Consider the following 24,614-nt stretch of genomic DNA (forward strand, 5'->3'; position numbering starts at 1 on the left):
TGCGTCCGGCCCGCCGCGGCCTTTCGCGGGGGGCCGGGCGCCGTGGGGATTTACTTCATGTACACGGTGTCCATGGGGGACAGCGGACCCCAGATGCTTGTGAACACATTCTGAACGCGTTTGTCGTACACGGTGTTGAAGGGGATCAGGTTCAGATAGGCCATGGGCGCGTCGGCCACGACGATTTTCTGGAATTCCCCGTAGAGTTCCTTGCGCCTGACGGGATCCATTTCCTGGGCGGCCTGGGACAACAACTCATCCACCCGGGCGTTATGGTAGCCGCTCATATTGCTGTAGGCCACGCCTTTCCTGATATTGCCGGAAATGTACGAGCGATGCGTGCCGATGACCGGATCGCCCCAACTGAACATGATGGCCAGCGTCATGTCGTGGTTCCAGTTGCTCACGCGCTCGGCCCAACTCGCCCAGTCCGGCGAGGAACGCAGTTGCACGTCAATGCCGACCCTGCGCAACTGGCTCTTGAGGTATTCCGCGACCATCTTCTGCTGCTCGGGCAGGCCGGGCTCAAAGTCGAGGGTCAGCGAGAAGCGGACGCCGTCCTTGCCCGGCTTGCAGCCGGCCTCGTCCAGCAGGGCCTGTGCCTTCTTGAGGTCATACGGGTAGCTTTCCACCTCCGGCTCGTAGAAGGGGCTCTGCGGCGTCAGTGGGCCCGTGGAAGACGACGAAAGGTTGTTGTGCAGCTTTTCAATGATGAAACCGCGGTTGATGGCATGGTTGATGGCCTTGCGGACGCGAATATCCGAGAGTTCCTTCTTGCGCAGGTTGAATTCCAGCCAGGTATGCCCGCCGATGCCCTCATAGCCGCGGTTGGTCACCGCAAGGTGGGCTTCCTTTTTCAGCCGGGCGATGTTCCGCGTGTTCTCCATGAGCGGAAAAAGCTGCGCCTCCCCTTGCGACATCGCCATCATGCGGCTGGACGGATCTTTGATGAATTTGAAGATCACCTTGTCCAGCACGGGCCGGTTCTTGAGGAAGAACGTCGGGTTCTTTTCAAGAATGGCGTACTCGCCCGCTTTCATTTCCACGAACCTGAACGGCCCGGAACCTATGGGAGCGATGTTTTTGGGATGCGTGCGGATATCTTGCCCGTCGCCGTAAACGTGCTTGGGCAGGACAGGGCACAGCGGCGGCGAAAGACAGAGAAGAATGGCGGGATGCGGGTGGGAAAGGCGGATGACCGCTGTATGCGGGTCGGGAGTGTCCACGGCCGTCACGGGCGCGAACATGGTTTTGAAGGGATGGTTCTGCTTGATCGTCAAGATGGAAAAAGCCACATCTTCGGAAGTGACGGGTTTGCCGTCATGGAAGGTCGCCTCGGGAACAAGATGCAGGGTGAGGCTTTTTTTATCTTCGGAAAATTCCCAGGACGAGGCGAGGTAGGGATGGGGGGTCCAGTTCAGATCGTAACGCAGGGGGCTGGCGAATATCTGGGTGGCGATCTGGATGCTCTGCGTGCTCGACGTCAGCGCGCTGTTCAGGTGCATGGGCGGCGATTTCATAATCACCGTCAACTCATTGGGGGCCGCTGTCGTCGATTGCGGCGGGCATAATCCGCAGCAGAACAGAAGGAATAGGGTGACGATGGAAGCTCTTTTCATAGCCGGTCTCCACAACGTTGAGGTGAAGTGCGGGACTGCTGCACGAGCTCGGGGCGGCTGGGACGCTGTCTGGCGCTGTTTATTTCTCCATGGTAAAATGGGTTATTAAGTATTAAAATATAATATATTTTATTTATATTTAATATATTGGACGCGCCAGAATTTGTCAAGAAGGAATTTCCCGGCGGGAAAAGCGGAAAAAAGCGCTGCGTAACGTGGGGCGGGAGAAGCGGGAAAGGCGTAGCTGTAAAAGCGGCACAATCCGCATCCTGATACGGCGTGATGTGCGCGTGCCTTACACGCGGCGTTTCAGAGCCGGGATTTCCGGCACTGCGCCGTGCGCGGCGAACAAACGTAAGGGGGGGGCGCGCCGTATGGCGCGCCCCCCCCTGTACGAAAGACAGGTATTCCGGTCTCAGCCCCAGAGCACCAGGCCGGTTTCCAGGGGCGACCCCAGACCCTTGTGCACGGGCGTGGCCCTGATGCCGTAACGGTAAAGTCCGTTATGGGTGGGGATATACGTGGCGGAGTAGTTCATGCCGTTATCGCCGTGGTCCGCCGTGCGGGGTTCAAGCCGCAGCACCTCGGGCTTGCTGCGGAAGTTGCCGTTGGGGTAGGCGCGGCCGATGACCAGCTGCACCAGGATTTCTTCGGGTTTCATCTGTCCCAGATGCATGTGCAGGCGGATGTTGACGGGCTCGCCGCAGGTCATGGTGTTGCCGTCCGCGCCGCTGATGAGGATTTCCTCCATCTTCATCGTGCCGAAGCGCGCCGGCAGATCCTGCTGCCAGGCGGCCAGGTGGCGGCAGAGAGCCCAGTCGTTTTCGGCCAACATGTCGCGGCGCTTGGCGCCGGGCAGATAGGCCTGATGGATATAGTCGTTGAGCATACGGTTGCTGCTGTACATGGCCGTGAGGCTTTTCAGCGAGCGTTTGGACATGGCGATCCAGTTGGTGGGCAGCCCGGCGTTGTTCATATCGAAGTAGAGCGGCAGCACGGCGTTTTCCAGCAGGGTGTACAGGGCCTCGGCGTCGTCGTAGTCGTTCTGCTCGCCGCTGGGCAGTTCGGTGGTGACCATCGGCCCGATGGTCCAGCCGTTCTGGCGGTTGTAGCCCTCGCACCACCAGCCGTCGGAGATGCTCAGGTTGATGCCGCCATTGACCGGCAGCTTCATGCCGCTGGTGCCCGAGGCCTCATGCGGGCGGCGCGGCGTGTTCAGCCAGACGTCGCAGCCCTGGGCCAGCAGGCGGGAAACCGCCAGACTGTAATCTTCCATGAAGAATATCTTGCCCAAAAAGCGCTCGTCGCGGCTCATGCGCAGCACTTCCTGGATCAGGTTGATGCCGGCCTCGTCCGCCGGATGGGACTTTCCGGCGAAGATCAGGCAGACGGGCCGTTGGGGATCATTGAGAATGCGCGCCAGGCGGTCCGGGTCGGCAAAGAGCAGGGTGGCCCGCTTGTAGGGCGCGAAACGCCGGGCGAAGCCGATGAGCAGGGTGTTCGGCTTGAGCAGGGTTTCCATGCTCTTGCGCTGGGCCCGGTTGAGCTGGAATTTCTGCGCGAAGGCCGGAATGCGCGCGCGCAGGGCGTCCAGCAGATCTTCTTTCTGGGTCATGCGGGCCGACCAGTACACGTCGTCGGGGATCTCGTCCACCTTGCTCCAGACCGGGGAATCCGGCCTGGCCTGAAGCCAGTCCGGCCCCAGATACTGGCTGAGGATCTCGTGCATGTGCATGCCCACGTAGGAGGGCGTGTGCACGCCGTTGGTCACGTAGCCGATGGGCGTTTCGGCCAGGGGCAGGCTTTTCCAGAGCTTGTTCCACATATGGCGCGAAACCTCGCCGTGCAGACGGCTCACGCCGTTGGCCTTGGAGGAAAGGCGCAGGGCCAGGACGGTCATCTCGAAGGACTGGCTGTTGCCGCCTTCCATCTGGCCGAGCTGGACGAATTCCGGCCAGGAAAGGCCGAGATTGGAGGCAATGCCGCCGAAATAGCGGCCCATGAGGTCCAGGGAAAAGGCCTCATTGCCCGCGGGCACCGGCGTATGGGTGGTGAATACCGTGTTGGAGCGCACCCGCGCCGTGGCCTCCGCGTAGCTCATGCCCATGATCATGCATTCCTGGAGACGCTCAATGACCATGAAGGCCGAGTGCCCCTCGTTCATGTGGTAGACGTGGGGGGTCAGGCCCAGAGTGCGGATCAGGCGCATGCCGCCCATGCCCAGCAGCATTTCCTGCAGGAGGCGGATCTCGCGGTTGGCCTCGTACAGGCGGTCCGTGATCTTGCGGTCCTCGTCGCTGTTGCGGCGGGTGTCCGTATCCATGAGATAGAGGGAAACGCGCCCCACCTGCATTTTCCAGACCCTGGCGAAGAGAATCCGCCCCGGCAGCTCCAGCTGCACGAAAACGGCTTCCCCGGCCTCATCATAGACCGGCTTGACCGGCAGATGGGCGAAATTGTTGACGGGATACTGGGCCACCTGACGGCCGTCGGCGTCGATCTCCTGCTTGAAGTAGCCGTTTTTGTAGAGCAGGCCGATGCCGAAGAGGGGCACGGCCATGTCCGAGGCGGATTTGAGATGGTCGCCGGACAGCACGCCCAGGCCCCCGGAATAAATGGGCACGGACTCATTGATGCCGTATTCCGTGGAAAAATAGGCCACCGGGTGTTCCGGCGTCACATGCTCGCTGAGCACGCGCAGGGGCTGGGCCATGTAGCTGTCGAATTCGGCCAGCACCTCGTCGTAGAGGTTCATGTACTCCTCATTGTAAATGAGGTAGTTGAGGCGCTCGGGATCGGCTTCTTCCAGCACCCGGATGGGATTGCGGCATTCGTTCCAGAGCTGGGGGTTGAGGGCCATGAACAGGGCCTTGGCCTTGTCCTGCCAGCACCACCAGAGGTTGGCGGAAAGGTCGCGCAGGCGGGACAGGGCCTTGGGCACTTCGGCCACGGCCATGATCGGCCGCAAAAAGGGCGTCACCGAACAGGAGGCCGTGAGGATGCGGTTCAGGCTTTCGCGGCCGTTGCTCTCATGGCTGATGCGCGTGTCGGCTTTTTCCAGCGCGAGCTGGAACGCCTCGATATAATGGGAGAAAAAGTAGCGCCAGGAGGTCTGCTCGGCCAGATCGCGGGCGTTTTTACGCCACAAGGCCAGGTCCTCGGGCGAGCTGGCCGCGGCCCGCAGCACGCGCTCGTGCAGGGCCGCCGCGCTCTGTTCGAAATTCATGCCGCGCCGGGGCATCACATGCACGCCGGGACGCGGTTCGGCCTCTTCCTGGGCCATCTCGCGCGCCCACATGCCGAAGCCCGAGAGGTCTGTGGTCAGGGTGGGCACGGACCAGGCCGCGCATTCCTGCGGGGTGTAGCCCCAGGGCTCGTACCAGGAGGGGAAGAAGCCCACGTCGCAGGCCGAGATGACGTCCTCGTAGGGCATGTTCAGAAAGCCGTCGTTACCGTCCAGCATGGCCGGCACAAAGATGACCTTGACGTGCTTGTCGCAGGTGTTGTTCAGGCCCAGACGGCGGCAGGTGTTGATGATGGGGTCCTGCGGGGCATTCCAGGCGTAATGGGTGCAGATGAACGGCAGGCCGTTGTCCGTGGCGTTGGGGTCGCCGGAGACGGCCGCCTGATTGACGCCCGTGTGCCCGCCCATGACCAGGCAGAGCGCCAGGATGGACGCGTCCGTACCGGCCAGGTTCTGGTCCGCGCGGGCCAGGGCCTCCAGAAAGATGTCCACGCCCTTGTTGTGCATCTCATAGCGGCCGGAAATGGCGAAGATGCGGGTGTTTTCCGGCAGTTTGCAGCGCAGGAAGCGCTCCGACGCCTCCAGCACTCTGGCCCGGTTGGCCAGCGGTTTTTCGCGTTCCTCCGAAAAGTCGGGAATCACGCGCAGATCCAGGCCGTTGACCGTGATGACGTCGGGCTTGCGGCCCAGAAAGACCGTGGATTCCTCGCCGGTGATGGGGCTGACCGTGGTGAAGGCGTCGGCCTCGCGCGCCGAGGTGCTCTCCATGGACCATTTGGCCGTGATGTTCTGCGTGGCGGCCTCGGTGGCGGGGTTGATGCTGCGCAGATTGCTGTAAATGTCGCGTCCGGTTCCGGCCAGAGCGCGGCCGAGCATGGTGGCGTGGGTGGTGAAGACCGTGCCGACGGCCGGGGCCAGTTTTTTCACGCTCAGCAGGCCCGCGCCGCACATCCATTCGTGGAAGTGGGCCACAGAGCGCCCGCCCAGCGGCTGCACCAGGCTTTCGTGGATGGCCGCGATCACCTCGCCGCAGGCCGTGGCGAACATGACCGGCTCGATGTAGTCCCAGCCGCCGGACAGGGAGTCCACGCCGTAGTTTTTCCAGATTTCGTACAACAGCTGATTGCTGCCGTAGCGCTTGGAAAAATCCACCAGAATGGCCTTGGGGCGGCCCGGTATGTTCCAGCGGCCCAGGCGGCATTTGAGATCCTTGGTGCTCAGGGCCAGACGCAGGGAATCCCAGATGTGCTCGTCCGTTTCCTCGAAACCGGCGTTCTGTTGCAGGGAGGGGCCCAGCAGGAAGTAGTCTTCGCCGAAGGTTTCCACGGCCTGCAGCGCCTTGCTGCTGACCACGGAATAAATGCCCCCGACCTTGTTGCAAACTTCCCAGCTTACTTCAAAGAGCGTGACGGGAGCGTTGTTGAAATCCATGAGAGACTCCTTGTGAGCCCGTCCTGCTCGGAACCGGTTGAGGCGACGGCTTCCGCTCTCCGTCCGGAAAGCGCGACTTTCCGGGCGGAGAGCGAAACATCAGTCGCGCTCAACAGAGATCAGGCGGGTGTTTTTCTTGTTTTGGCTCCCGCCTTGGCGGGGGGAGCGGCTTTTTTCTTTCCGGCGTCGGCCGGGGCTTTCGCGCGGGGCGTTTTTTTCGTCGCGGCTCCGGTTGCCGCCAGTGTTTCTTCCGCCGCCGTCAGGCGCATTTCAAAGTCCGCCAGCACGTTCATATAGGTGATATAGGCGTCATACGGGCTGTTAAAGGGATTGGGGCGGTCGGAGAGAAAGTCGGCGAACCATTTGGTTGAAATATAACGGAAGTGATCGGACGTTTGCAAGCGCTCAAAGTCGTGCGTCAGATCCGGCGCGTTGACCTTGCGCACGCGCGGGGCCAGGGCATAGAGGGCGTGAATGGCGTCCTTCTGCATGTCGTTGCCCAGCCAGGCCGTGAGGTCGCGGCCCTCGTCGTCCCAGGACATGAATTCGGGCACGTCGATCTCGCCCACGGGTTCGATCTTTTTCACCGCCTCGGCGGGCGTCGTGAAGCGGAAGTCCTTGCGGGACAGAACGGCGGCGGGCAGGGCCTCCATGAAGTCGAAGATGCCCGTTTCCCCGCTGTGGCGCAGGCCGAAGCAATGGTAATCGTTGAAGATGTTGATCAGTTCCGCCGAGTCGGCGACGCTGTGGCACCAATCGGCGTATTTTTCCGCCGTGAGCGGCCACTGGTTCCAGCCGTGGTCGCTGAAGCGCAGGCCGATGTCAGCGGACAGTGAGATATTGCGCAGCAGCAGGCTCATGTTGGGCGTGGAAACCGGCCTGTAAACATAGTTGGGGCTGCGCCAGCCGAGCACATGGTCCGCGCCTTCGGCCAGCACGACCTTGAAGCCCAGTTTTTCCAGAGCCACGGGCAGGTCGTTGTTGTAGAAGAATTCCGTGTTGCGGAAGGTCACCGGCTTTTTGCCGAACAGACGCTTGATCCGCGCGCAGTGTTCCTTGACCTGGAGGTCGAATTCATCCCTGGAATAGAGAAAGGCCAGGGAGTGCGGGCCGGTTTCGGCCACAAACTCCACGCAGCCGGTGTCGGCCAGGGCCTTGAAGCTGTCCACCACCTCGGGCGCGTACTGCTCGAACTGGTCCAGGGCCGTGCCGGAGATGGAGAAGGCCACCTTGAAATCCTTGCCGTAGCGGCGGATCAGCTTGAGCAGCAGATCGTTCATGGGCAGGTAGCAGGCGCGGGCGGTGAGCAGTAGCGCGTCGCAGTTGCGGTCGTCGTCTTCATACACTGAATTCTGACCCATATCAAAAACGGTGTAACGGCGAAGCCGGTACGGTTCGTGTACTTCGTAACAAAGGCAGAGCGCTGGCATCAGTTACCTCCGGAGACGTTGTGGTAAACGGCCATCAGTTGGTCCGCGGCATTTTCCCAGCGGATGGATTTCATTTCTTCCCGGCAGTTTTTCACCAGTTCCGCAGCCAGGCAGGGGTAACGCAGAACCGCGCAGATTTTGTCGGCCATGTCGCGGGTATCCCAGAAATCGGCCTTGAGCGCGTGTTCCAGAACTTCGGACACGCCGGACTGGCGCGAGAGCAGCACCGGCACGTCGTAAAGCATGGCCTCCAGCGGCGTGATGCCGAAAGGCTCGGACACCGAAGGCATGACATAAAGGTCGCTGAGGGCGAACATGCGGTCCACTTGCTCGCCGCGCAGAAATCCGGCGAAGTGGAAACGGTGCCCGATGCGCAACTGTCCCGCGCGGCGGATGAGTCGGGGCAGCATGTCGCCGCTCCCGGCCATGAAAAAGCGCGCGTTGGGGATTTTTTGCAGCACCAGACGGGCCGCCTCCATGAAGTATTCCGGCCCTTTCTGGAACGTGACCCGGCCCAGAAAGAGCACCCTTTTCTCATGCCGGATGCGCGGCGGAATTTCGTAGCGGCGCTCCACTTCATGCCGGGCCACGGCGTTGTAGACCACCACCACCTTTTCCGGCGGCACGCCGTAGCGTTCGATGACGGTCTGGCGGGTCAGGCGGCTCACGGCCACCACCAGATCGGCGGCCAGCAGGCCGGCGCGTTCGATGCCCGCCACCTGCCCGTTGATGTTTTCGCCGCTGCGGTCATATTCCGTGGCGTGAATGTGGGCCACCAGGGGTTTGCCGGTCAGGGCTTTGGCCAGCATGCCCGCGGGATAGGTCATCCAGTCGTGAACGTGGATCACGTCGAAGTTTTCGCGCAGGGCGATGGCCGAGGCCAGACGGCTGAAGCGGCGCACTTCGCTCATCAGGTCCGGGCCGTAGCCGCCCTTGAGCTGAAAGGTGAAAGGCGCGCCGGGGCGGGTGAGCGCGTCGGCGCTGTCCGGCGTGCGGTTCAGCCAGCGCAGCGACTCCGCGTAGTCCTGCGGCGTGAGGTACGGGGTGAGCGGGCTGGAAACGGCCAGAAAGCGGACGTTCTCCTGCCAGACATCCTGCCCGGCCCGGAGCATGCGTTCGGCCGCATCTTCACTGATGAGCGTGCCCGAAGCGGATTCCAGCCGCAGAAAGCCGTTCTGCCCGCCCTCACCGGCGCGCGGCAGCACAAAGATGATCTCCGCGCCCTTTTTGGCCAGGGCCTGGGTCATGCCGTAGCAGGCAGTGCCCAGGCCGCCGCTGATATGCGGCGGAAATTCCCAGCCGAACATAAGCACTCGCATTGATGGTTCCTCTTTATTTTCTGGAGCGCGGGACCGTCCGGCCCCGTGGAAGCTCCCTCGTAAAGTTATCTTACTGTCTTAACTACACTCACTGTCCGATCATTCGGAAAGCGTCATTCGGAAAGCGGCAGGGACACCCGGCAGACACCGGCCGTATCCCCTGAAATGGGATTGGCCAGGCGGTGGGCCGCCAGTTTTTCCCAGGCCGCATACACAGTGGGGGCCGCCTGTTTGAGCAGGACCAGCATGCGCAGGCATTCCGCCACGCTCCAGGCCTGAGCGATGCAGCCGTTGGCCCGGTAGGGCGGCGAAGCGTCAAAAATTTCGGAAATGGAAGCTAGGCCCGCGTCAGCGAGGTGGTCGCAGAACAGCGGGGTCACCCGGTTCAGCAGGGCCTGGGCCGCGCCGTCCACATCCCAGGCCACCCGCAGCAGGGCGTCGGTGTAGTGGCCCAGCAGCCAGGGCCAGACCGTGCCCTGGTGGTAGGCGGCGTCGCGTTCGGCCGGACCGCCCTCGTAGCGGCCGCGGTAACCGGGATCGTCGGGGGAAAGTGTGCGCAGGCCGAAGGGCGTGAGCAGCTTGTTGCGTACGCATTCCACCACCTGGGGCTGGTGCTGCTCTTCCAGCACGGGATAGGGCAGGGAGACGGCCAGAATCTGATTGGGCCGCACGCTCTGGTCCAGCAGCCCTTCGCGCCAGACGTCGCCCAGATAGCCGCCGCCGCGCGCCACCCAGAAATGTTCGAAAAAGCTGGTGCGCAAGGCCCGCAGGGCTTTGGCGTCTTCCCATTCCGGCTCGCGGAAGAGGGCGGCCAGATGATCCGCAAAGGCCAGTGTGTTGTACCAGAGGGCGTTCAGTTCCACCGGGCAGCCGTGACGCGGCGTCACCGGGCGGCCGTCGGCCTGGGCGTCCATCCAGGTCAGCTGGGTGTGCTCGTTGCCCGCGTGCAGCAGGCCGTTTTCGTCCACGTAAATGTCCATGCCCGGACCGCGGCGATAGCCCTCCACAATGGCCTTGAGCGCGGGCCAGGCGTGCTCGCGCACCCAGTTCAGGCCGTCGGGATTCTCCTTGAGGTAGCACTGCACGGCAAAGGCGTACCAGAGGGAGGCGTCCGCCGAATTGTAGGCGTGATTGCCGTCCTCGGCGAAGCAGTTGGGCACCAGACCGTTTTTCAGGCTTCCGGCCACCTGCTCCAGCACGCGCAGGCCGAAGTCGGTGCGCTTGCCGTAAAAAGCCAGACCCGGCAGGGAAATCAGTGTGTCGCGGCCCCAGGCGTCGAACCAGTGGTAGCCGGCCAGCACCGCCGGACGGCCGGACGGGGTTTCAATGCAGAACTGCCGTCCCACCCGGGCCAGATGGCCGATGAGTCCGGCCTCGCCGTTTTCGTGGGAGCGGATCCGGGCCAGGCTCTCGGCCTCCCAGAGTTCCTCCAGGTCTTCCGTCGCGGGCTCGGTGCCCACGGCCATGTAGACGCTGCCGCCCTCAGGCAGGGGGGGCAGGGGGATATCCAGAATGCCGGGCTGGAACAGGTCCTCGCTGTCGGCAAAGCCGCGTTCGCGCTCCTGCATGTATTCCACATGGTGGAACCAGTCCGGCGCGGGCAGGAAGGTGTGGGGGCCGCGCACCTGCACAAAGAGCGTGGGCAGGCCGTCGTAGGGCGTGATGCTGAAGCCCTGCGGCAGTTCCGTGGTGTGCGCGTTCAGATGGGGATTGGCCGTGGTCAGGGCGTGGAAGTGCCGGTAGGCCAGCAGAGGCTTGATGCGCAGGGTCAGGGGCGGCAGCTTGGAAAGGCCCTGGATGGACCAGCGCAACACCAGGCGGCTTGTGCCGTGGATCAGAAGCATCTCCCGGCGCAGGCGCACGTCGCCCACCCGGTAGGTGAATTCGGGCCAGCGGTCCAGGCGGACGCTCTCCAGGTATTCGTGCCCGTGCGGGTAGAGCGTTCTGGGGTGCTGGCGGGTGGAGAGAAAAAATTCCTTGCCGCCGCCCAGCACCGATTCCTCCAGCGCCGAGAGCAGCACATGCCGCCCCAGCGGCGTGTTGACCGTGAGCAGGCCGTGGTATTTGCGGGTATTGCAGCAGAGAATGCTGCTGCTGGCATAGTCGCCCAGTCCATTGGTCAGCAGCCATTCCTTGCGTAGTGCTCTGCGTGTATTCTGGCAGGCGGCCTTGTCAAAACTGAACCGCATACTGCCTCCTTGGCGTACAGGGTTAGGATGATGGCCGGGCGGTGCTGCGGGAGGTTCGGAAGGGTCAGGAGCGAAGGGCAGCGCATAACCCGTGGAAACGGTCCGGAGATATCCGGCCGGCAACGGAACAAAAACGGAAAAAAGGCGTTTGCAGAAAGCCTGTTGTCTCCCTTCTGGCTCCGCTGACTTATATATTGCATCCTATAGCAATTTCTTTTAGCTGTCGAGGTTTACGACTGTGTTACAATGGAAAAGAATCATTTCTTTTTTTATGACAAGTCGTGCGTCCGGCCCTGTTCCGGCCGCGCGCCGTCCCCATTTCGCGGAGGCCCGGCCGGGGGCTTTTGCTTTCTTGCATTTTGGAGTATGCTGCTTGTTCGCTGAAACTATCGCATACCGGGATGGGGGTATTCCATGAAAGGACTGCATTTTTGGCTGGGCGCGCTGGCCCTGGCCCTGTTTCTGCCCACGGCGGCTCTGGCCGCCGACGTCAAGGTGGGGCTGATGTGCCCGCTCACGGGCAAATGGGCCTCGGAAGGCCAGGACATGAAGAACATCGTCACCCTGCTGGTAGATGAAGCCAACAGCAAGGGCGGCGTCAACGGCCGGAAGATCGAACTGGTGGTGGAAGACGACGCCGGTGATCCCCGCACGGCCGCGCTGGCCGCGCAAAAGCTGGCCTCGGCGGGCGTGGTGGCTGTCATCGGCACCTACGGCTCGGCTGTGACCGAAGCCAGCCAGAGCATTCTGGACGAAGCCGGTCTGGTGCAGATCGGCACGGGTTCCACCAGCGTGCGCCTGACCGAAAAAGGCCTGCCGCTCTTTTTCCGCACCTGCCCGCGCGATGACGCCCAGGGCAAATCCGCAGCGGCCGCCATCGTCAAGGGCGGCTACAAGGCCGTGGCCCTGCTGCACGACAATTCCTCCTACGCCAAGGGCCTGGCCGAGGAAACCCGCACGGCCCTGGAAAAGGCCGGCGTGAAGGTTATCTTTTACGACGCCCTGACCCCCGGCGAGCGCGACTACACCGCCATTCTGACCAAACTCAAGGCCGCCGGTCCGGACCTGGTCTTCTTCACCGGCTACTATCCTGAAACCGGCATGCTGCTGCGCCAGAAAAAGGAAATGGGCTGGAACGTGCCCATGATGGGCGGCGACGCGGCCAACCACCAGGATCTGGTCAAGATCGCGGGGTCCGAGGCCGCCGCCGGCTACTTCTTCATCAGCCCGCCCCTGCCGCAGGATATGGACACCCCGGAAGCCCGAAACTTCCTGGCTGCCTTCAAGGCCAAGTATAACAGCGTGCCCGTGTCGGTCTGGGCCGTGCTGGCCGGGGACGCCTTCAAGGCCATTGAGGCCGCGCTGGCCGCGGGCAAGAATGATCCCGAAGCCATGGCCGCCTGGCTCAAGCAGCTCAAGGGCCTGCCCGGCCTGTCCGGAACCCTGGGCTTTGACGCCAAGGGCGACCGCGTGGGCGAGTTTTACCGCACCTATGTGGTGGATGATAAGGGCGTTTTCGTCCTTCAACCCAAGTAGCTTGCGGCTGAAAAGCGTCTTTTGCCCCCTGGGCCGCGTCAGAAACAGGGCGCGGCCCAGGGCTTACGTGAAGAGTACTATCCCTGGTCCGCGCCCTGTTTCTTCCTTGCCAGGGAACAAAATCCATCTTTTTAGCCGCAAGCTACCGGGGCGTTTTTCGTAGTGCTCCGCCAGCGGCGTGCTCTGCTTCGAGCGCCGGAACTATGGAACAATTTTTTCAACAGCTTCTGAACGGCCTTGCCGTGGGCGGCATCTACGCGCTGGTGGCCCTGGGCTACACCATGGTCTACGGCGTGCTCAAGCTCATCAACTTCGCCCACGGCGACCTGTTCACCATCGGCGCCTATCTGGGCCTGACCCTGCTGGTGAGCTGCAATCTCTCCGGCATGCTGCCGCTGCCCGTGGCCGTGCTGGCCGTCTTCGTCATGGTGGCCCTGCTGGTGGCCCTGATCGGCTTTCTGCTGGAGCGCGCGGCCTACCGGCCCCTGCGCGACGCGGGCCGTCTTTCGGCCGTGGTCTCGGCCCTGGGCGCGTCCATCTTTTTCCAGAACGCCATCATGCTGATCTACGGCGCGCGCGTCTACGTCTACCCCGATTTCCTGCGCCCGGATTTCACAGTGCATTTGTTCGGCATGGCCGTGCCCGGCGTGCGCCTGCTGGTCATCGCGGCCAGCGTGCTGCTGATGCTCGGCCTTTCGGCCTTCATCCAGCGCACCCGCACGGGCGCGGCCATCCGCGCCGTGGCCATTGATCCGGGCGCGGCCCGGCTCATGGGCATCAACGTGGACCGGGTCATTTCCCTGGTCTTTCTGATCGGACCGGGCCTGGGCGGCGCGGCAGGGCTGATGGTGGGCATCTACTACGGCCAGATCGACTTTACCATGGGCTGGTCCTATGGCCTCAAAGCCTTTACCGCCGCCATTCTGGGCGGCATCGGCAACATTCCGGGCGCCATGCTCGGCGGCCTGCTGCTGGGCGTCATCGAGGCCCTGGCCGCCGGGTACATCGCCATCGCCTGGAAGGACGCCATCGCCTTTCTGGTGCTGATTCTGATCCTGATCATCCGGCCCACCGGCATTCTGGGCGAACGCACGGCGGACAAGCTATGAAGCGCATGCCTTTGTATATCGCGCTGGGCGCGCTGCTCTGCGGGCTGCCCCTGGTCTGCAATTCCTACTGGCTGGACGTCTGCGTGATGATCGGTCTCTACGCCCTGCTGGCCCTCTCGCTGAACGTGATTCTGGGCCAGGCGGGCATCTTCCATATGGGGCACGCGGCCTTTTTCGCCGTGGGCGCGTATGTGACGGCCATTCTGAACACCCTGTACCAGTGGCCCATCTTCTGGACCATGCCCCTGGCGGGAGCGGCGGCGGCCTTTTTCGCCCTGCTGGTGGCCCGGCCCATCATCCATCTGCGCGGCGACTATCTGCTTATCGTGACCATCGGCATTGTGGAGATCGTGCGCATTGCCCTGATCAACGATATTTTCGGCCTGACCGGCGGCTCCAACGGCATTTTCGGCATCAGCCGTCCGCGTTTTTTCGGCTTCAAGATCGTCAAGAGCGTGCACTTTTATTATCTGGTCTGGGGCATGGTGGGCGCGAGCCTGCTGCTTTTTTACGGCCTCTGGCGCTCGCGTTTCGGGCGCGCGTTGAACTACATCAAAGAGGACGACATCGCGGCCGAGGGCTGCGGGGTCAACGTCACCCGCTACAAGCTGCTGGCCTTTGTGCTGGGGGCTTTCTGGGCGGGCATGGCGGGCACGGTCTATGCCGCCAAGATGAGCACCATCGCGCCGGAATCCTTTAATTTCATGGAATCCGTGATCATTTTCGCGGTGGTCATCCTTTCCGGCGGCAGTCAGCTGGGCGTCCTGGTCAGCGCCTTTCTGTTCATCGGCCTGCCGGAAGTGCTGCGCGAATTTTCCGCCGCGCGCATGCTGATTTTCGGTCTGGCCATGATGATCATGATGATCTGGCGGCCGCAGGGCCTGCTGCCGCCCGGCCCGCGCCATTACGCCGCGCCTCCCGGCGACGTCCCGCCGGAGGGCCCGGCGGTTCCGCGCGCCGGGGACGCGCCCGCTGAAGCCGGGAGGCCCGCATGAGTCTCTTGTCTCTTCAGGAAGTGACCAAGGTTTTCGGCGGGCTCATCGCCGTCAACGATCTTTCCTTTTCGGTGGAGGCGGGCAGCATCGTGGGCCTGATCGGGCCCAACGGCGCGGGCAAGACCACGGTGTTCAACTGCATTACCGGCAATTACACGCCGGAGCGGGGCCGGATCTTTTTTGACGGCGAGCCCGTCACCGGCCTGAAGCCCCACCATGTGGTGGAACTGGGCATCGCGCGCACCTTTCAGAGCATCCGCCTGTTCGGCAAACTGCCCGTGCTGGAAAACGTGCTGGCCGGACGGCATTGCCGGATGAAGGCCGGTCTGTTCGCCTGTATGCTGCACACTCCGGGCCAGCGCCGCGAGGAAAAGGCCGCCGTGGCCCGCTGCATGGAGGAACTGCGTTTCGTGGGCCTGGCCGACCGTTGCGGCGAGGCCGCCGGAGGCCTGTCCTACGGCAACCAGCGGCTGCTGGAAATCGCGCGCGCCCTGGCCTCGGACCCGCGCCTGCTGATCCTGGACGAACCCGCCGGGGGCATGAACGACCAGGAAACCGCGGTTCTGGTGGAGATCATCCGCGCCATCCGCGAGCGGGGCGTCACCGTGCTGCTTATTGAGCACGACATGCGCCTGGTCATGCAGATCTGCGAAAAACTGGTGGTGCTGGAGCACGGCACCTTGATCGCCGAGGGCGCGCCCGAGGCCATGCGCCGTCATCCGGCGGTGATCGAAGCCTATCTGGGCGCCGACGACGAGAAGTGGTGAGTATGGCTCTGCTGACTCTTTCAGATATCCGGGTGCGTTACGGCAGCGTGGAAGTGCTGCACGGCATCAACCTGCACGTGGAGGAAGGCGAAATCGTCACCATCCTCGGCGCCAACGGCGCGGGCAAAAGCACCACCCTGTTGTCCATCAGCGGTCTGGTGCGGCCCTTTGCGGGCGAAATCATTTTTGACGGCACGCCGCTGTTGCGCCTGCCCAGCCACGAGGTGGTGGGCCTGGGCATTGCCCAGTCCCCTGAGGGCCGCCGGGTGTTCGGAGCCATGAGCGTGCTGGAAAATCTGCGTCTGGGCGCGTTCTGCATCCGGGACAAAGCCCGCAGCGAACGCACTCTGGAATGGATTTTCGATCTTTTCCCGCGCCTGCTGGAGCGCAAGGAACAACTGGCGGGCACGCTTTCCGGCGGCGAGCAGCAGATGCTGGCCATCGGCCGGGCTTTGATGGCCGAGCCGCGCCTGCTCCTGCTGGACGAGCCCTCGCTGGGGCTGGCTCCCTTGCTGGTGCGCTCCATCTTTGAAACCGTGCGGGCCATCAACGGGCGCGGGGTCACCGTGCTGCTGGTGGAGCAGAATGCCCGCGCCGCCCTGAAACTGGCCACGCGCGGCTATGTGCTGGAAGTGGGCAAGGTGGTCATGGAAGACCGCGCGGAAAACCTGCTGGCCGACGCCAGCGTGCGCGAAGCCTATCTGGGCGGGTAGAAAATTTTCTTCTGGAAAACCTTGAGGCCCGGAACCCCGATGGTTCCGGGCCTTTCTCATGTCAGCCGCGTGTCTGCCGCATATCGGGCGCGGGCCGGCGTTCGCGTTCAGGAGGGCCGGATGAGGACGTCTACAACTTGCGCACAATCTCCTGGACAAAGGCCGCGATTTCATCCCGGGAACCGCCGCCGTCGCCCTCCAGGCGCAGACCGTCGGCCAGCACTTCGGCCCCCAGTTCTTTGCCGCGCGCTTCAATGACGTCCACGGCCCCGCAGAAGTGCGGGTAATCCCGGTCGCCCGAGGCGAACGCGGCCAGTTTGCGGCCCTTGAGGTCCATGACGCCGAATTCTTCAAACAGCGGCGCGAAATCATCCTGCAATTCCACGTCGTCCTCGCCCCAGGCCGACGCGCCGAAAAGCACTGCGTCATAGCCGTCAGCTAGATGCTCAGCTGCGGCATCGGCGGCGTTGAGTACAGTCACTTCCTGCCCGGCGGCGGCAAACTGTTCCTCAAGCTTGCGGGCGATGCTCTCCGTGTTGCCGGTGCTGGAGCCGTAGACGATCAGAATTTTGCTCATGGCCTTCTCCTTGCAGCCTACATGTTAAAATTGAAATTCATTTTCAATAACTGTTGATCCAGATGTAACCATCCTGTTTTTTTTCGTCAAGGGGAAATTCTTCATCCGTCGGGAGGAATGTTTGTCGCCGTGCGGTCCGCTTGTTTCGCAGCTTGGCCGGACCGCCGACATGCCCGCGCACAGAGCAAATTTTTACAAGAACAGCATCCGCTCCCATTGTACTCGACATGCACAAACAACACGGGAGGCTTTATGAAAGCGGATCTGTTCCACTGTTTTGCAAATGGCAGCCTGGCGGCTTCGGGTAATCAATGGGCTTTGGCCGACGCGCCCTGGACTGAACACAAGGATTTTCCCGGCGTGTTTCTGAAAAACCTGGCCGGGCCGGAGCTGACCCAAGGCCTGCTGACCTGCCATCTGGTCAGGATCGAAGCCCTGCAAAAGATCGGCAGGCATACGCACGGTCAACGTCTGGAATTGCATGAGGTTGTGGCGGGCAGCGGCGTCTGCCGGACGCCGGAAGGAGAGATCGCTTACGCGCCGGGCGTTATGGCGGTTCTGCCCGCCAATGTCCCGCACGAAGTGCGCGCCGGGGAACATGGCTTGTGCCTGTTCGCGAAATTCGTCACGCTTCCAGCCTGAGGCTCGCCAGCCGGAACTGTTTCGGCGTCAGGTTGTGCTGCCGCCGGAAGGCTTTGTGCATATGGCTCTGATCCGTAAAACCGGCGGCAGCGGCGGTTTCGGCCAGGGCCGTATCCGTCCGCAGCAGGGCGCGCGCCAGACGCAGACGGCCCAGCATCTGGAAGGCGTGGGGCGTCAGGCCGGTTTCACGGCGGAAGCGGCGGAGGAAATGCCAGGGGCTGTAGCCGGTCAGGGCGGCCAGCCGTGCAAGCGGCCGGGGCGTCGCGGGGTCGGAGAGCAGCAGACTGCATACGCTTTGGATGGGCGTTGCCGCCGGAAGATTTTCCGTCAGCGGAGCCGTATCCAGAAGACGCGCGCAAAGGGGCTGCTCCCGGCAATCCGGGCAGAGTCCGGCGCAGACGGCGCGAGCCGCGCTCAACCGCCAAACCGTTGCCGCGGCGGGAGCTGACGCGCGGCACACGGTCAACAGGGTTGTGCCGGGATCCAGCGTGAGCCTGTGGGCGCGCAACCGGGGAATGCGGAAGCATTCCCCGGTTCGGATACGCCGTGCGCCAAAAGGGGTTTCCAGCACAAGACCGCCGGAAAGCGCCGCGCCGGCCACCTCATGCGCGGCGTGCAGATGCCAGGGAAAGCGCCGCGCGGCGTCGCGGCAAAGAACGATCTCAAAGCCGCCGGAGGGCGAGTACTGATAGCTTACGGACGCCATGACGCCCCACGGGCGCGGAAACGGCTCATTCCCCGTCCCCGTCCTGCTCATCCCGCTCATTTTGGGCCAAAAGCGCGTCCGGGCCGCCTTTGGCGTCGGGTTCGGGCATATGCCACGCGCCGGGCAGAGGGGCCGTAATCTCCGCCGCGTCGCCCAGATAGGGATTGAAGTAGCCGTAGCGCAGCCAGGGGCAGAGTTTCTTGAGCCGCTTCATAAATACGCCCAGGCCCATGCTCGGGGCCATGCTCAGGGCGCGGCCCTGATCCGGGTCGCCGCCCATCAGCCGGAAATACCATTCCGGGTCAATGTTCAGGTTGCGCCACTGGATCATGCTCACGCCGTTTTCGCCCACCAGGCGGGCCAGGGCTTCCAGCTCCTCCTCGGTGTCCGTGACGCCGGGAAAGAAGAGCAGGTTGAGCGAGACGAAGACGCCGCGCTGACGGGCCTCGCGGATGGCCGCGCGCACGTCGGCGAAGCTGTAGTTGGCGGGCCGGTAGTAACGCCGGTAGAGGTCCGCGCGGGCGCTGTTGCAGCTCACCCGCAGGCTGGTCAGCCCGGCTTCGGCCAGGCGCGCCACGGCCTCGGGACTGGAGGCGTTGGTGTTGCAGTTGACCGTGCCCCGGCCGCCTCCGGCGCGGAACAGGCGCACGCTTTCCACCAGCAGGTCCGCGTTGGTCAGGGGGTCGCCCTCGCAGCCCTGGCCGAAGGAATAGATGGGCGTCGCGCCCTCCCGGCTCTGGTGCAGGCGCATGACTTCCACGATTTCAGCGGCCTCGGGCGTGAAGGCCAGGCGGCACTGGGGCGTCACGGCCACGGGCGAATCCTTGTCCTGGGCCGAGATGCAGCCCACGCAGCGCGCGTTGCAGGCACGCGAGGTGGGCAGCGGCGCTTCATAGCGGCCCAGCGCGAAGTTGCGCGCCGCCGGGCAGTCATAGCGCAGCACGCAATTATTCAGGATATGGCGGATCAGGCGGTTGTCCGGGTGCTCGCGCAACAGCCGGCGCACGTTCTGCTCAATGCGGCCGCGCGGGATGCGGCGGAACTGCTGGCGCGGGTCCTGGTCCACCTTGCGGGCGCAGACGTAAAAGCGGCCTCGGGCGAAGCCCACCGCGCCGTAGGCGAAAAGGGGCAGCAGGGGCGCGTTTGCGTCGCTCTCATAGGCCGGGTGGGCCGAAAGCGTGTGCGCGGGCGCGGCAAAGGCGGCCACGGCCAGCTGGTCCAGAACTTCGGTTTCGCCGCTTTCCGGATTCAGGCCCACGGCCCGGCGGCCCGGCAGGAGAAAGAGTTCGCTTTCCTCGGGCAGGGGCATCAGCTCGTCCGGACGCGGCAGACCCCACTGGCCGCCCCGGCGGCAGACCATCAGCAGGTCGGGATCGTCATAGATGTTGCCGCCCTCGTCGGCCATGACCAGATGCGGTTCAAGACGCGGCGCGGTCATAAATCCTCCTTGCCCAAGCCGGGGTGAACGTATATAAGCGGAAAAGCGCGACGCGGACGGGCGCTCCCCGCCCGCCCGACGCGCACAGCGCTTTTGTGAGGCCCGTCATGTTTTCCATCATGTTGTTCATTTTTTTATGTTTTCTGGGCATGCTGGCTGTGCTGTTCTACATGCTGCGCAGTCAGGAACGGCTCTGCCGGATTTTGCGGGACGAGCACGCCCAGATGCGCGTTCTGTTGCGGGCCATGGAATCGCGCCTGGACGCCCTGAGCGGCCTTGCCGACCCCGCGCCCCGGCCCACCGGGGAGGTTCCGGCCCGCGACCCTCTCCTGCACCTGAGCTTTGAGGATCCGCTTCAGCCGGGCCGTCCGGGCCGGGACGAAAAGCCCGCCACGGATCCCGCGCTGGACCTGCATTTCGATCCGCTCACGGACGAATCCGCCAACTCCCGCTAATTCCGCCGTTTTTCAGACCGCCGACCCGAAATTTCCTCTGGCCGCGGCCAGATAGGCTTGCCTGAGAGCCGGTTCCGCCAGTTCCTCGGCCCAGAGCAGGTAGGGCATTTTCAGGCATTCCTCGCGGATGGCTGCGGCCCTGGCCTGGCGCGCGGCGATCAACGCTCCGGCGTCCTGCATCCAGAGATCGCAGAGATGGTCCGTAAAGGCTTGGGCCCGGTGCCGCGCGCGGTGTCCGGCATTGATCTCGGCCAGGGCCGTTTCCCCGATATAGGTCATCAGCTCGGGATTTTTAAGCAGCAGTCCGATACGGAACAGCGCGTCGCCCACATCGTCCGGCGCGTAGCCCACCAGGTGCTCGCCGTCCACGAAAAGCTCGGTCAGGCCGTGGCCCACGCGCGGCGTCAGCAGGCAACCGCCGCAGCCCATGGCTTCAAAGACCCGGAAATTCAGATCCCCGTGTTCACAATGATTGAGCAGGATGCGTCCCTGCGGGAAAAGCGCGCGATAATTGCCGCGTTGCACATGCAGGCCCGGCAGGCGGCCCGCCAGACTTTGCAGAAAAGCGGCGCGCCGGGGCGTGTTTTCGTTGACCGTGCCCACGAACAGGCAATCCCAGAGCTTGGGCGCATCGGGTCGCGGCTGGTCCTCGTCTTGGGCGAAGGGCGGCGACCACCAGACCCGCTCGGGCGGCAAAAAGGGGCCGGAAAAGCGCTCCAGATGGCCGCGCAGGGAAACCAGGCAGGCGTCGAAGCCCTGGGCGTACAGGGGCTGCCAGCTGTGGATATGCGAATCCACGCTGTAAAAAACCGTCAGGCAGGGAAAGCGCTCCATCCCCAGTACGAAAGGCGGGCGGCTTTTATCCGCCACCACCAGCACGTCCGGCGTGAAACCGGCCAGACGCACCAGATCCTCCCAGCAGAACACGCGGGCGTCTTCGAAATTATGCAGGGCCACGTCCTGCCAGCCGCAGGATTGCAGGGCCTGGCAGAAAAACGGGCTGCCGATCCATAACAGACGTTGCATAGCCCCCCAGAGGCGGCCGAAGCCCGGCAGGCGGCGCGCCCGGCGGACTGTTGCCAAAGACGGCAAGATAAAATAGGTTTTCAACCTAGCCCTGACGCCTTGTGGCGTCAAGGCGCGGGACAGTGGGGCGGCATCCCGGCTTCTCCATCCGGAGCGAACCGCGTCCGCTGTCCCGAGCGCTCAATGTGTTGAGCCGGTATCAACAGCCATGTTTTTAACCTCTCGCCGTTTACGGCTCCTCTTGCGCATCTTTCTGGCGCTGCTGATTGCGTTGTCGGTTCTGCTGGCGACAGCTTTCTATCTTTTGCAGCGCAATCCCGAAGCTCTCACCCGTCACTATCTGGATGAACTTTCCGCGCGCACCGGCCTGGTTTTTACCGTGGAAGGCGTGGACGTGGTGCTTTTGCCCGTGCCCTCCATCGCGGTGAGCAACGCTTCGGTGGAAGGGAAGGACCTGCACTTCTCCGTGGCCTACGGCACCCTGCGTCCTGACTTTCTGGCCCTGCTGCGCGGGGCCTTTGAGCCGCGCAATATATCCTTGCTGCGGCCCCGGCTGCGCGGCGCGCTGCCTCTGCCCCTGGGGGATCCGGAGGCGCTGGCGGCGCGTTTTGGCGGCGGGGGCGGCGGTTTGCCCGACCTGCTTGATGACTGCCGCATGACCATCGTCCAGGGCGAGGCCGATCTGACGGGCACGGACGGCGCGCGCCTGCAACTGGGCAGCCTGCAATGCCGCCTGGACACGGAATCTCCGGCCCGCGTCAGCGGCCGCGTGCATCTGGGCGCGGCCCTCTTGCAGCGGCAGGGGGCGCCCCTGATCCGTCTGGACAATTTTCTGGTTGAAGGGGAGAGCGACCTGCGCAGACCGCTCACGGCCACGCCCAAGCTGCTGGTCAGCGGCGCGCTGCGCTGGCCGCCCCATCTGGAGCGATTCAAGCTGGCGCTGAATTTTCAGGCCGGAATCACGGGCTGGACCGCGCACGCGGATCTGAGCGGAGAGCTGGCCAAGGATCAGGAACTGTTGCCCTTTGCGCTGGCCGGTACGGCGGCCATGCGCGGCAAGGAACAAAGCGTCAGCCTGGAGCGGGTGCAGCTGGAATTCGGGCCGGACAGCGGGGAACTCAGCGGCACGCTGCGCCTGCCCGGCGCGCCGCAGGGCTTCAGCCTGGACGGCCGCCTGCTGCTGCACCGCGCGAGCCTGACCCAGTGGTTGGGTTTTGCCCGCAACCTCGCGCCCGGCCTGCAACTGGCCCTGGACAATCTCACTGACGGCAGCCTGGATTTTCATCTGGACGGCCAGGGCCTGAAAGTGCCGCGCATCGCGGTGCGCTGCGCCGGGGCGCGTTTTACCGGCTCCGGCGGCGTGGCCAGCTGGGCCAAACCGGAAGTGGCTTTGGACCTCAAGGCGGGCCGCCTCAATCTGGGACTGGCCATTCCCGAGGCTGCGGGCAAGCCGCCGCTGGGTCCCCGTTTTTTCCACGGCCCGCTGACGCCCCTGCCGGGCGAACCTCTTCAGCCCGGCGAAACCGGCGTGAACTACGACATCCGGCTGGCCGCCGCCAGCGTGGATTACGGTCCCCTGCTCATTGAGGACGCCAAGGTGGTCATCAGCCCCGGCAAGATGGACAAAAACGGCCTGGAGGACACCCTGCTTGCGGCGGACGCGCGGCTCTACGGCGGCAGCATACATGGCGAGTGCATTCTGGGCGGCGGGCGCGAGCATCCCTATGCCATCAGCATGCGTTTCCGCGACGTGAACGGTGCGCCCCTGGGCAAGGCCATGCCCGTATTGCCGATCAAAAGCGGCCGTTTGCGGGCCGATGTGGACATCATGAGCCAGGGCCGCGAGCTGGCGGAATTTCTGGGCAAGCTCCGCGGCACGGTGAGCGCGCGCGGCGAGCGGGGAAGCCTGCGCCTGCCCGGTTCGTCCGGCGAGCTGGCGTTCAGCGGCATGGAGGTTGAGCTCAAGGCGCGTTCCGCCGCCTGGGAAAAGGGCCGTCTGGGCCTGGACGGCCAGTGGCGCGGCGTGCTGGACAGCGCGGACCTCAACGGCCGGGCGGATCTGAACGGCAGGCTCTGGTTCAGCGGCGACGGCGGCGGCAACGGCAATCTGGATTTCCAGAATCTGCCCGGCAATCTGACCTTGCGCCTGAGCCCGGCGCTCAGCTCGCTGCCCGAGGGCTTGCAGGCGGACCTCAGCGGCGATTTTTCCTGCCAGGGCGCGCGCAATCAGCTCGCGGTCGGCAACGCGCATGCCAGCGCTTTGGGCGTGGAGCTGCGGGGGCAGGCCCAGGTCATCGGCGGCAAGGGCGGGCTGGGCTGGCAGGGCTCGGTTTCGGCGCTCAGCCGGGATCTGAGCCGCACCCTGCGCCTGGCGTTCAACACGGCGGCCAAGCTGCCGCCCGCCCTGAACAAACTCAGCCTGGAAGCGGACTTCAAGGGCGGTCCGGACACGCTCTCGCTCAGCAATATCCGCGCCCACCTGGACCAGAGCGCGGTCGGCGGTTCGCTGACCGCCTCCCTGCGCAAGCCGCAACCGGACCTGAATTTTAATCTCGGCGTGGACAAGCTCGACCTGAACCGCTACCTGGACGACAAAAAGGGCGAGCCGACCCAAAAGGGCGCTGCCAGGCCGTCGGGCAAAAAGTGGGATTTCCGCTTCATGCGCGGCTTCAGCGCCAAAGGCGAACTGCGCGTCAAGGAACTGACCGGCTGGCGCTTCAAAGCGCAGGATATCAAGTTGCCGCTTGCGCTGGAGAACGGTCTGCTGAGCTGCGGGCCCAACACGGCCCGTTTTTATGGCGCGCTCCTGCAAAGCCGGGCCAAAATAGATTTCAGCAAGGGCCTGCGTTTTGAAAGCTCTCTGGCCGTGGCGGACTTCGATCTGACCGCCGCCAGCCGGGACCGGGGCGGCGACGCGGTTCTGGGAGGCCGGGGCAGCATCAGCTCCGAGGTACGGGGCGCGCTGACCGGACCGGGCCAACTGCCCGCCGCTCTGGACGGCGCCTGGCGCTTCACCGTGCGCGACGGTTCCTACCAGAAACGCGGCGGCGACGGCGAGCTCAAGGGCAAACCCACGCTCTTCGGCCTGGCCTCGGCCTCGGGCACTATCACTGCCGGTATGGTCCGCACCGAGGATTTCAACCTTCAGGGGCCGGGCCTTAAAGTGCATGGCGGCGGCTGGATAGACCTGAACAGCGAGACGCTGGACTGCAACTTTACCGTGAATATGAAAAATCTGCCTGACTTTCCCCTGCGCCTCTACGGCAGCCTGCACGACAGCAAAACCTCCATCGGCGCGGGCAAGCTGATTCTGAACACCATCGGGGGCATCACCTCGGGCTTTGTGGACGTGCTGGGGGGCATTGTCGAGGGCACCTGGAAGCTGTTCCGCTAGGGGCTTTAATGCCTGTCTTTTTGT

General features: G+C 63.9%; 17 protein-coding genes. 8 read left to right on the forward strand and 9 right to left on the reverse strand.

What is annotated here, in order from left to right:
- Positions 1-50 precede the first annotated feature (50 nt).
- From FYJ44_RS10080 to FYJ44_RS10100, 5 genes are all read right to left on the reverse strand, one after another.
- Positions 51-1,520 carry an ABC transporter substrate-binding protein gene (locus tag FYJ44_RS10080; RefSeq protein WP_229772664.1) on the reverse strand — a complete coding sequence of 490 codons (1,470 nt, stop codon included), beginning with the start codon at positions 1,518-1,520 and terminating at the stop codon, positions 51-53.
- 514 nt (positions 1,521-2,034) lie between these two features.
- Entirely contained in the window at positions 2,035-6,294 is a 4,260-nt protein-coding gene (glgP, locus tag FYJ44_RS10085; protein WP_154511724.1) for an alpha-glucan family phosphorylase, read from the reverse strand.
- A 119-nt stretch (positions 6,295-6,413) separates the two neighbouring features.
- Positions 6,414-7,724 carry a glycoside hydrolase family 57 protein gene (locus FYJ44_RS10090; protein WP_154511726.1) on the reverse strand — a complete coding sequence of 437 codons (1,311 nt, stop codon included), beginning with the start codon at positions 7,722-7,724 and terminating at the stop codon, positions 6,414-6,416.
- Positions 7,724-9,043 (reverse strand): glycosyltransferase family 4 protein, encoded by a 1,320-nt coding sequence (locus FYJ44_RS10095; protein WP_154511728.1) that lies wholly within the window; start codon positions 9,041-9,043, stop codon positions 7,724-7,726. Before FYJ44_RS10095 ends, FYJ44_RS10090 begins: the two co-directional genes overlap by 1 nt.
- Positions 9,044-9,156: 113 nt before the next feature.
- Positions 9,157-11,232 carry an amylo-alpha-1,6-glucosidase gene (locus FYJ44_RS10100; RefSeq protein WP_154511730.1) on the reverse strand — a complete coding sequence of 692 codons (2,076 nt, stop codon included), beginning with the start codon at positions 11,230-11,232 and terminating at the stop codon, positions 9,157-9,159.
- A 414-nt stretch (positions 11,233-11,646) separates the two neighbouring features.
- On the opposite strand from FYJ44_RS10100, the gene FYJ44_RS10105 reads away from it, so the two are divergent.
- The 5 genes from FYJ44_RS10105 to FYJ44_RS10125 all read left to right on the forward strand — a co-directional run bounded on the left by FYJ44_RS10105 (position 11,647) and on the right by FYJ44_RS10125 (position 16,352).
- Positions 11,647-12,768: a branched-chain amino acid ABC transporter substrate-binding protein gene (locus FYJ44_RS10105; RefSeq protein WP_154511732.1), complete on the forward strand. Its 1,122-nt coding sequence runs from the start codon at positions 11,647-11,649 to the stop codon at positions 12,766-12,768.
- A gap of 203 nt (positions 12,769-12,971) precedes the next feature.
- Entirely contained in the window at positions 12,972-13,877 is a 906-nt protein-coding gene (locus FYJ44_RS10110; RefSeq protein ID WP_154511734.1) for a branched-chain amino acid ABC transporter permease, read from the forward strand.
- Positions 13,874-14,872 (forward strand): branched-chain amino acid ABC transporter permease, encoded by a 999-nt coding sequence (locus FYJ44_RS10115; protein WP_229772654.1) that lies wholly within the window; start codon positions 13,874-13,876, stop codon positions 14,870-14,872. Before FYJ44_RS10110 ends, FYJ44_RS10115 begins: the two co-directional genes overlap by 4 nt.
- A complete protein-coding gene (locus FYJ44_RS10120; RefSeq protein WP_154511736.1) occupies positions 14,869-15,639 on the forward strand; it encodes an ABC transporter ATP-binding protein in 771 nt (256 codons plus the stop codon). The genes FYJ44_RS10115 and FYJ44_RS10120 overlap by 4 nt, the downstream gene beginning before the upstream one ends.
- Positions 15,640-15,641: 2 nt before the next feature.
- A complete protein-coding gene (locus tag FYJ44_RS10125; protein WP_154511738.1) occupies positions 15,642-16,352 on the forward strand; it encodes an ABC transporter ATP-binding protein in 711 nt (236 codons plus the stop codon).
- 130 nt (positions 16,353-16,482) lie between these two features.
- Here FYJ44_RS10125 and FYJ44_RS10130 read toward each other — a convergent pair whose 3' ends face one another.
- Positions 16,483-16,929: a flavodoxin gene (locus FYJ44_RS10130; RefSeq protein WP_154511740.1), complete on the reverse strand. Its 447-nt coding sequence runs from the start codon at positions 16,927-16,929 to the stop codon at positions 16,483-16,485.
- A gap of 252 nt (positions 16,930-17,181) precedes the next feature.
- On the opposite strand from FYJ44_RS10130, the gene FYJ44_RS10135 reads away from it, so the two are divergent.
- Complete coding sequence (locus FYJ44_RS10135; RefSeq protein ID WP_154511742.1) at positions 17,182-17,571, forward strand: cupin domain-containing protein; 390 nt, start codon at positions 17,182-17,184, stop codon at positions 17,569-17,571.
- Here FYJ44_RS10135 and FYJ44_RS10140 read toward each other — a convergent pair.
- Positions 17,555-18,277: a helix-turn-helix transcriptional regulator gene (locus tag FYJ44_RS10140; protein WP_195841009.1), complete on the reverse strand. Its 723-nt coding sequence runs from the start codon at positions 18,275-18,277 to the stop codon at positions 17,555-17,557. The genes FYJ44_RS10135 and FYJ44_RS10140 overlap by 17 nt on opposite strands.
- Positions 18,278-18,302: 25 nt before the next feature.
- Complete coding sequence (locus FYJ44_RS10145) at positions 18,303-19,715, reverse strand: radical SAM family protein (protein ID WP_154511746.1); 1,413 nt, start codon at positions 19,713-19,715, stop codon at positions 18,303-18,305.
- Between the two features lie 107 nt (positions 19,716-19,822).
- Here FYJ44_RS10145 and FYJ44_RS10150 point away from each other — a divergent pair, with 107 nt between their 5' ends.
- On the forward strand, positions 19,823-20,170 hold the full coding sequence (locus FYJ44_RS10150; RefSeq protein ID WP_154511748.1) for a hypothetical protein: 348 nt from the start codon (positions 19,823-19,825) through the stop codon (positions 20,168-20,170).
- 12 nt (positions 20,171-20,182) lie between these two features.
- Here FYJ44_RS10150 and FYJ44_RS10155 read toward each other — a convergent pair whose 3' ends face one another.
- Positions 20,183-21,196: a glycosyltransferase family protein gene (locus tag FYJ44_RS10155; protein WP_154511750.1), complete on the reverse strand. Its 1,014-nt coding sequence runs from the start codon at positions 21,194-21,196 to the stop codon at positions 20,183-20,185.
- Positions 21,197-21,437: 241 nt separating this feature from the next.
- Here FYJ44_RS10155 and FYJ44_RS10160 point away from each other — a divergent pair, with 241 nt between their 5' ends.
- Entirely contained in the window at positions 21,438-24,590 is a 3,153-nt protein-coding gene (locus FYJ44_RS10160) for an AsmA family protein (protein WP_229772655.1), read from the forward strand.
- The last annotated feature ends 24 nt before the right edge of the window (positions 24,591-24,614 follow it).

The sequence above is a fragment of the Desulfovibrio porci genome (assembly GCF_009696265.1).
Lineage (GTDB): Bacteria > Desulfobacterota > Desulfovibrionia > Desulfovibrionales > Desulfovibrionaceae > Desulfovibrio > Desulfovibrio porci.

Bases quoted from the DNA above. Each gene is read 5' to 3' on its own strand.
- FYJ44_RS10080 (WP_229772664.1), bottom strand. From the start codon at position 1,520: ATGAAATCGCCGCCCATGCACCTGAACAGCGCGCTGACGTCGAGCACG.
- glgP (WP_154511724.1), bottom strand. From the start codon at position 6,294: ATGGATTTCAACAACGCTCCCGTCACGCTCTTTGAAGTAAGCTGGGAA.
- FYJ44_RS10090 (WP_154511726.1), bottom strand. From the start codon at position 7,724: ATGCCAGCGCTCTGCCTTTGTTACGAAGTACACGAACCGTACCGGCTT.
- FYJ44_RS10095 (WP_154511728.1), bottom strand. From the start codon at position 9,043: ATGCGAGTGCTTATGTTCGGCTGGGAATTTCCGCCGCATATCAGCGGC.
- FYJ44_RS10100 (WP_154511730.1), bottom strand. From the start codon at position 11,232: ATGCGGTTCAGTTTTGACAAGGCCGCCTGCCAGAATACACGCAGAGCA.
- FYJ44_RS10105 (WP_154511732.1), top strand. From the start codon at position 11,647: ATGAAAGGACTGCATTTTTGGCTGGGCGCGCTGGCCCTGGCCCTGTTT.
- FYJ44_RS10110 (WP_154511734.1), top strand. From the start codon at position 12,972: ATGGAACAATTTTTTCAACAGCTTCTGAACGGCCTTGCCGTGGGCGGC.
- FYJ44_RS10115 (WP_229772654.1), top strand. From the start codon at position 13,874: ATGAAGCGCATGCCTTTGTATATCGCGCTGGGCGCGCTGCTCTGCGGG.
- FYJ44_RS10120 (WP_154511736.1), top strand. From the start codon at position 14,869: ATGAGTCTCTTGTCTCTTCAGGAAGTGACCAAGGTTTTCGGCGGGCTC.
- FYJ44_RS10125 (WP_154511738.1), top strand. From the start codon at position 15,642: ATGGCTCTGCTGACTCTTTCAGATATCCGGGTGCGTTACGGCAGCGTG.
- FYJ44_RS10130 (WP_154511740.1), bottom strand. From the start codon at position 16,929: ATGAGCAAAATTCTGATCGTCTACGGCTCCAGCACCGGCAACACGGAG.
- FYJ44_RS10135 (WP_154511742.1), top strand. From the start codon at position 17,182: ATGAAAGCGGATCTGTTCCACTGTTTTGCAAATGGCAGCCTGGCGGCT.
- FYJ44_RS10140 (WP_195841009.1), bottom strand. From the start codon at position 18,277: ATGGCGTCCGTAAGCTATCAGTACTCGCCCTCCGGCGGCTTTGAGATC.
- FYJ44_RS10145 (WP_154511746.1), bottom strand. From the start codon at position 19,715: ATGACCGCGCCGCGTCTTGAACCGCATCTGGTCATGGCCGACGAGGGC.
- FYJ44_RS10150 (WP_154511748.1), top strand. From the start codon at position 19,823: ATGTTTTCCATCATGTTGTTCATTTTTTTATGTTTTCTGGGCATGCTG.
- FYJ44_RS10155 (WP_154511750.1), bottom strand. From the start codon at position 21,196: ATGCAACGTCTGTTATGGATCGGCAGCCCGTTTTTCTGCCAGGCCCTG.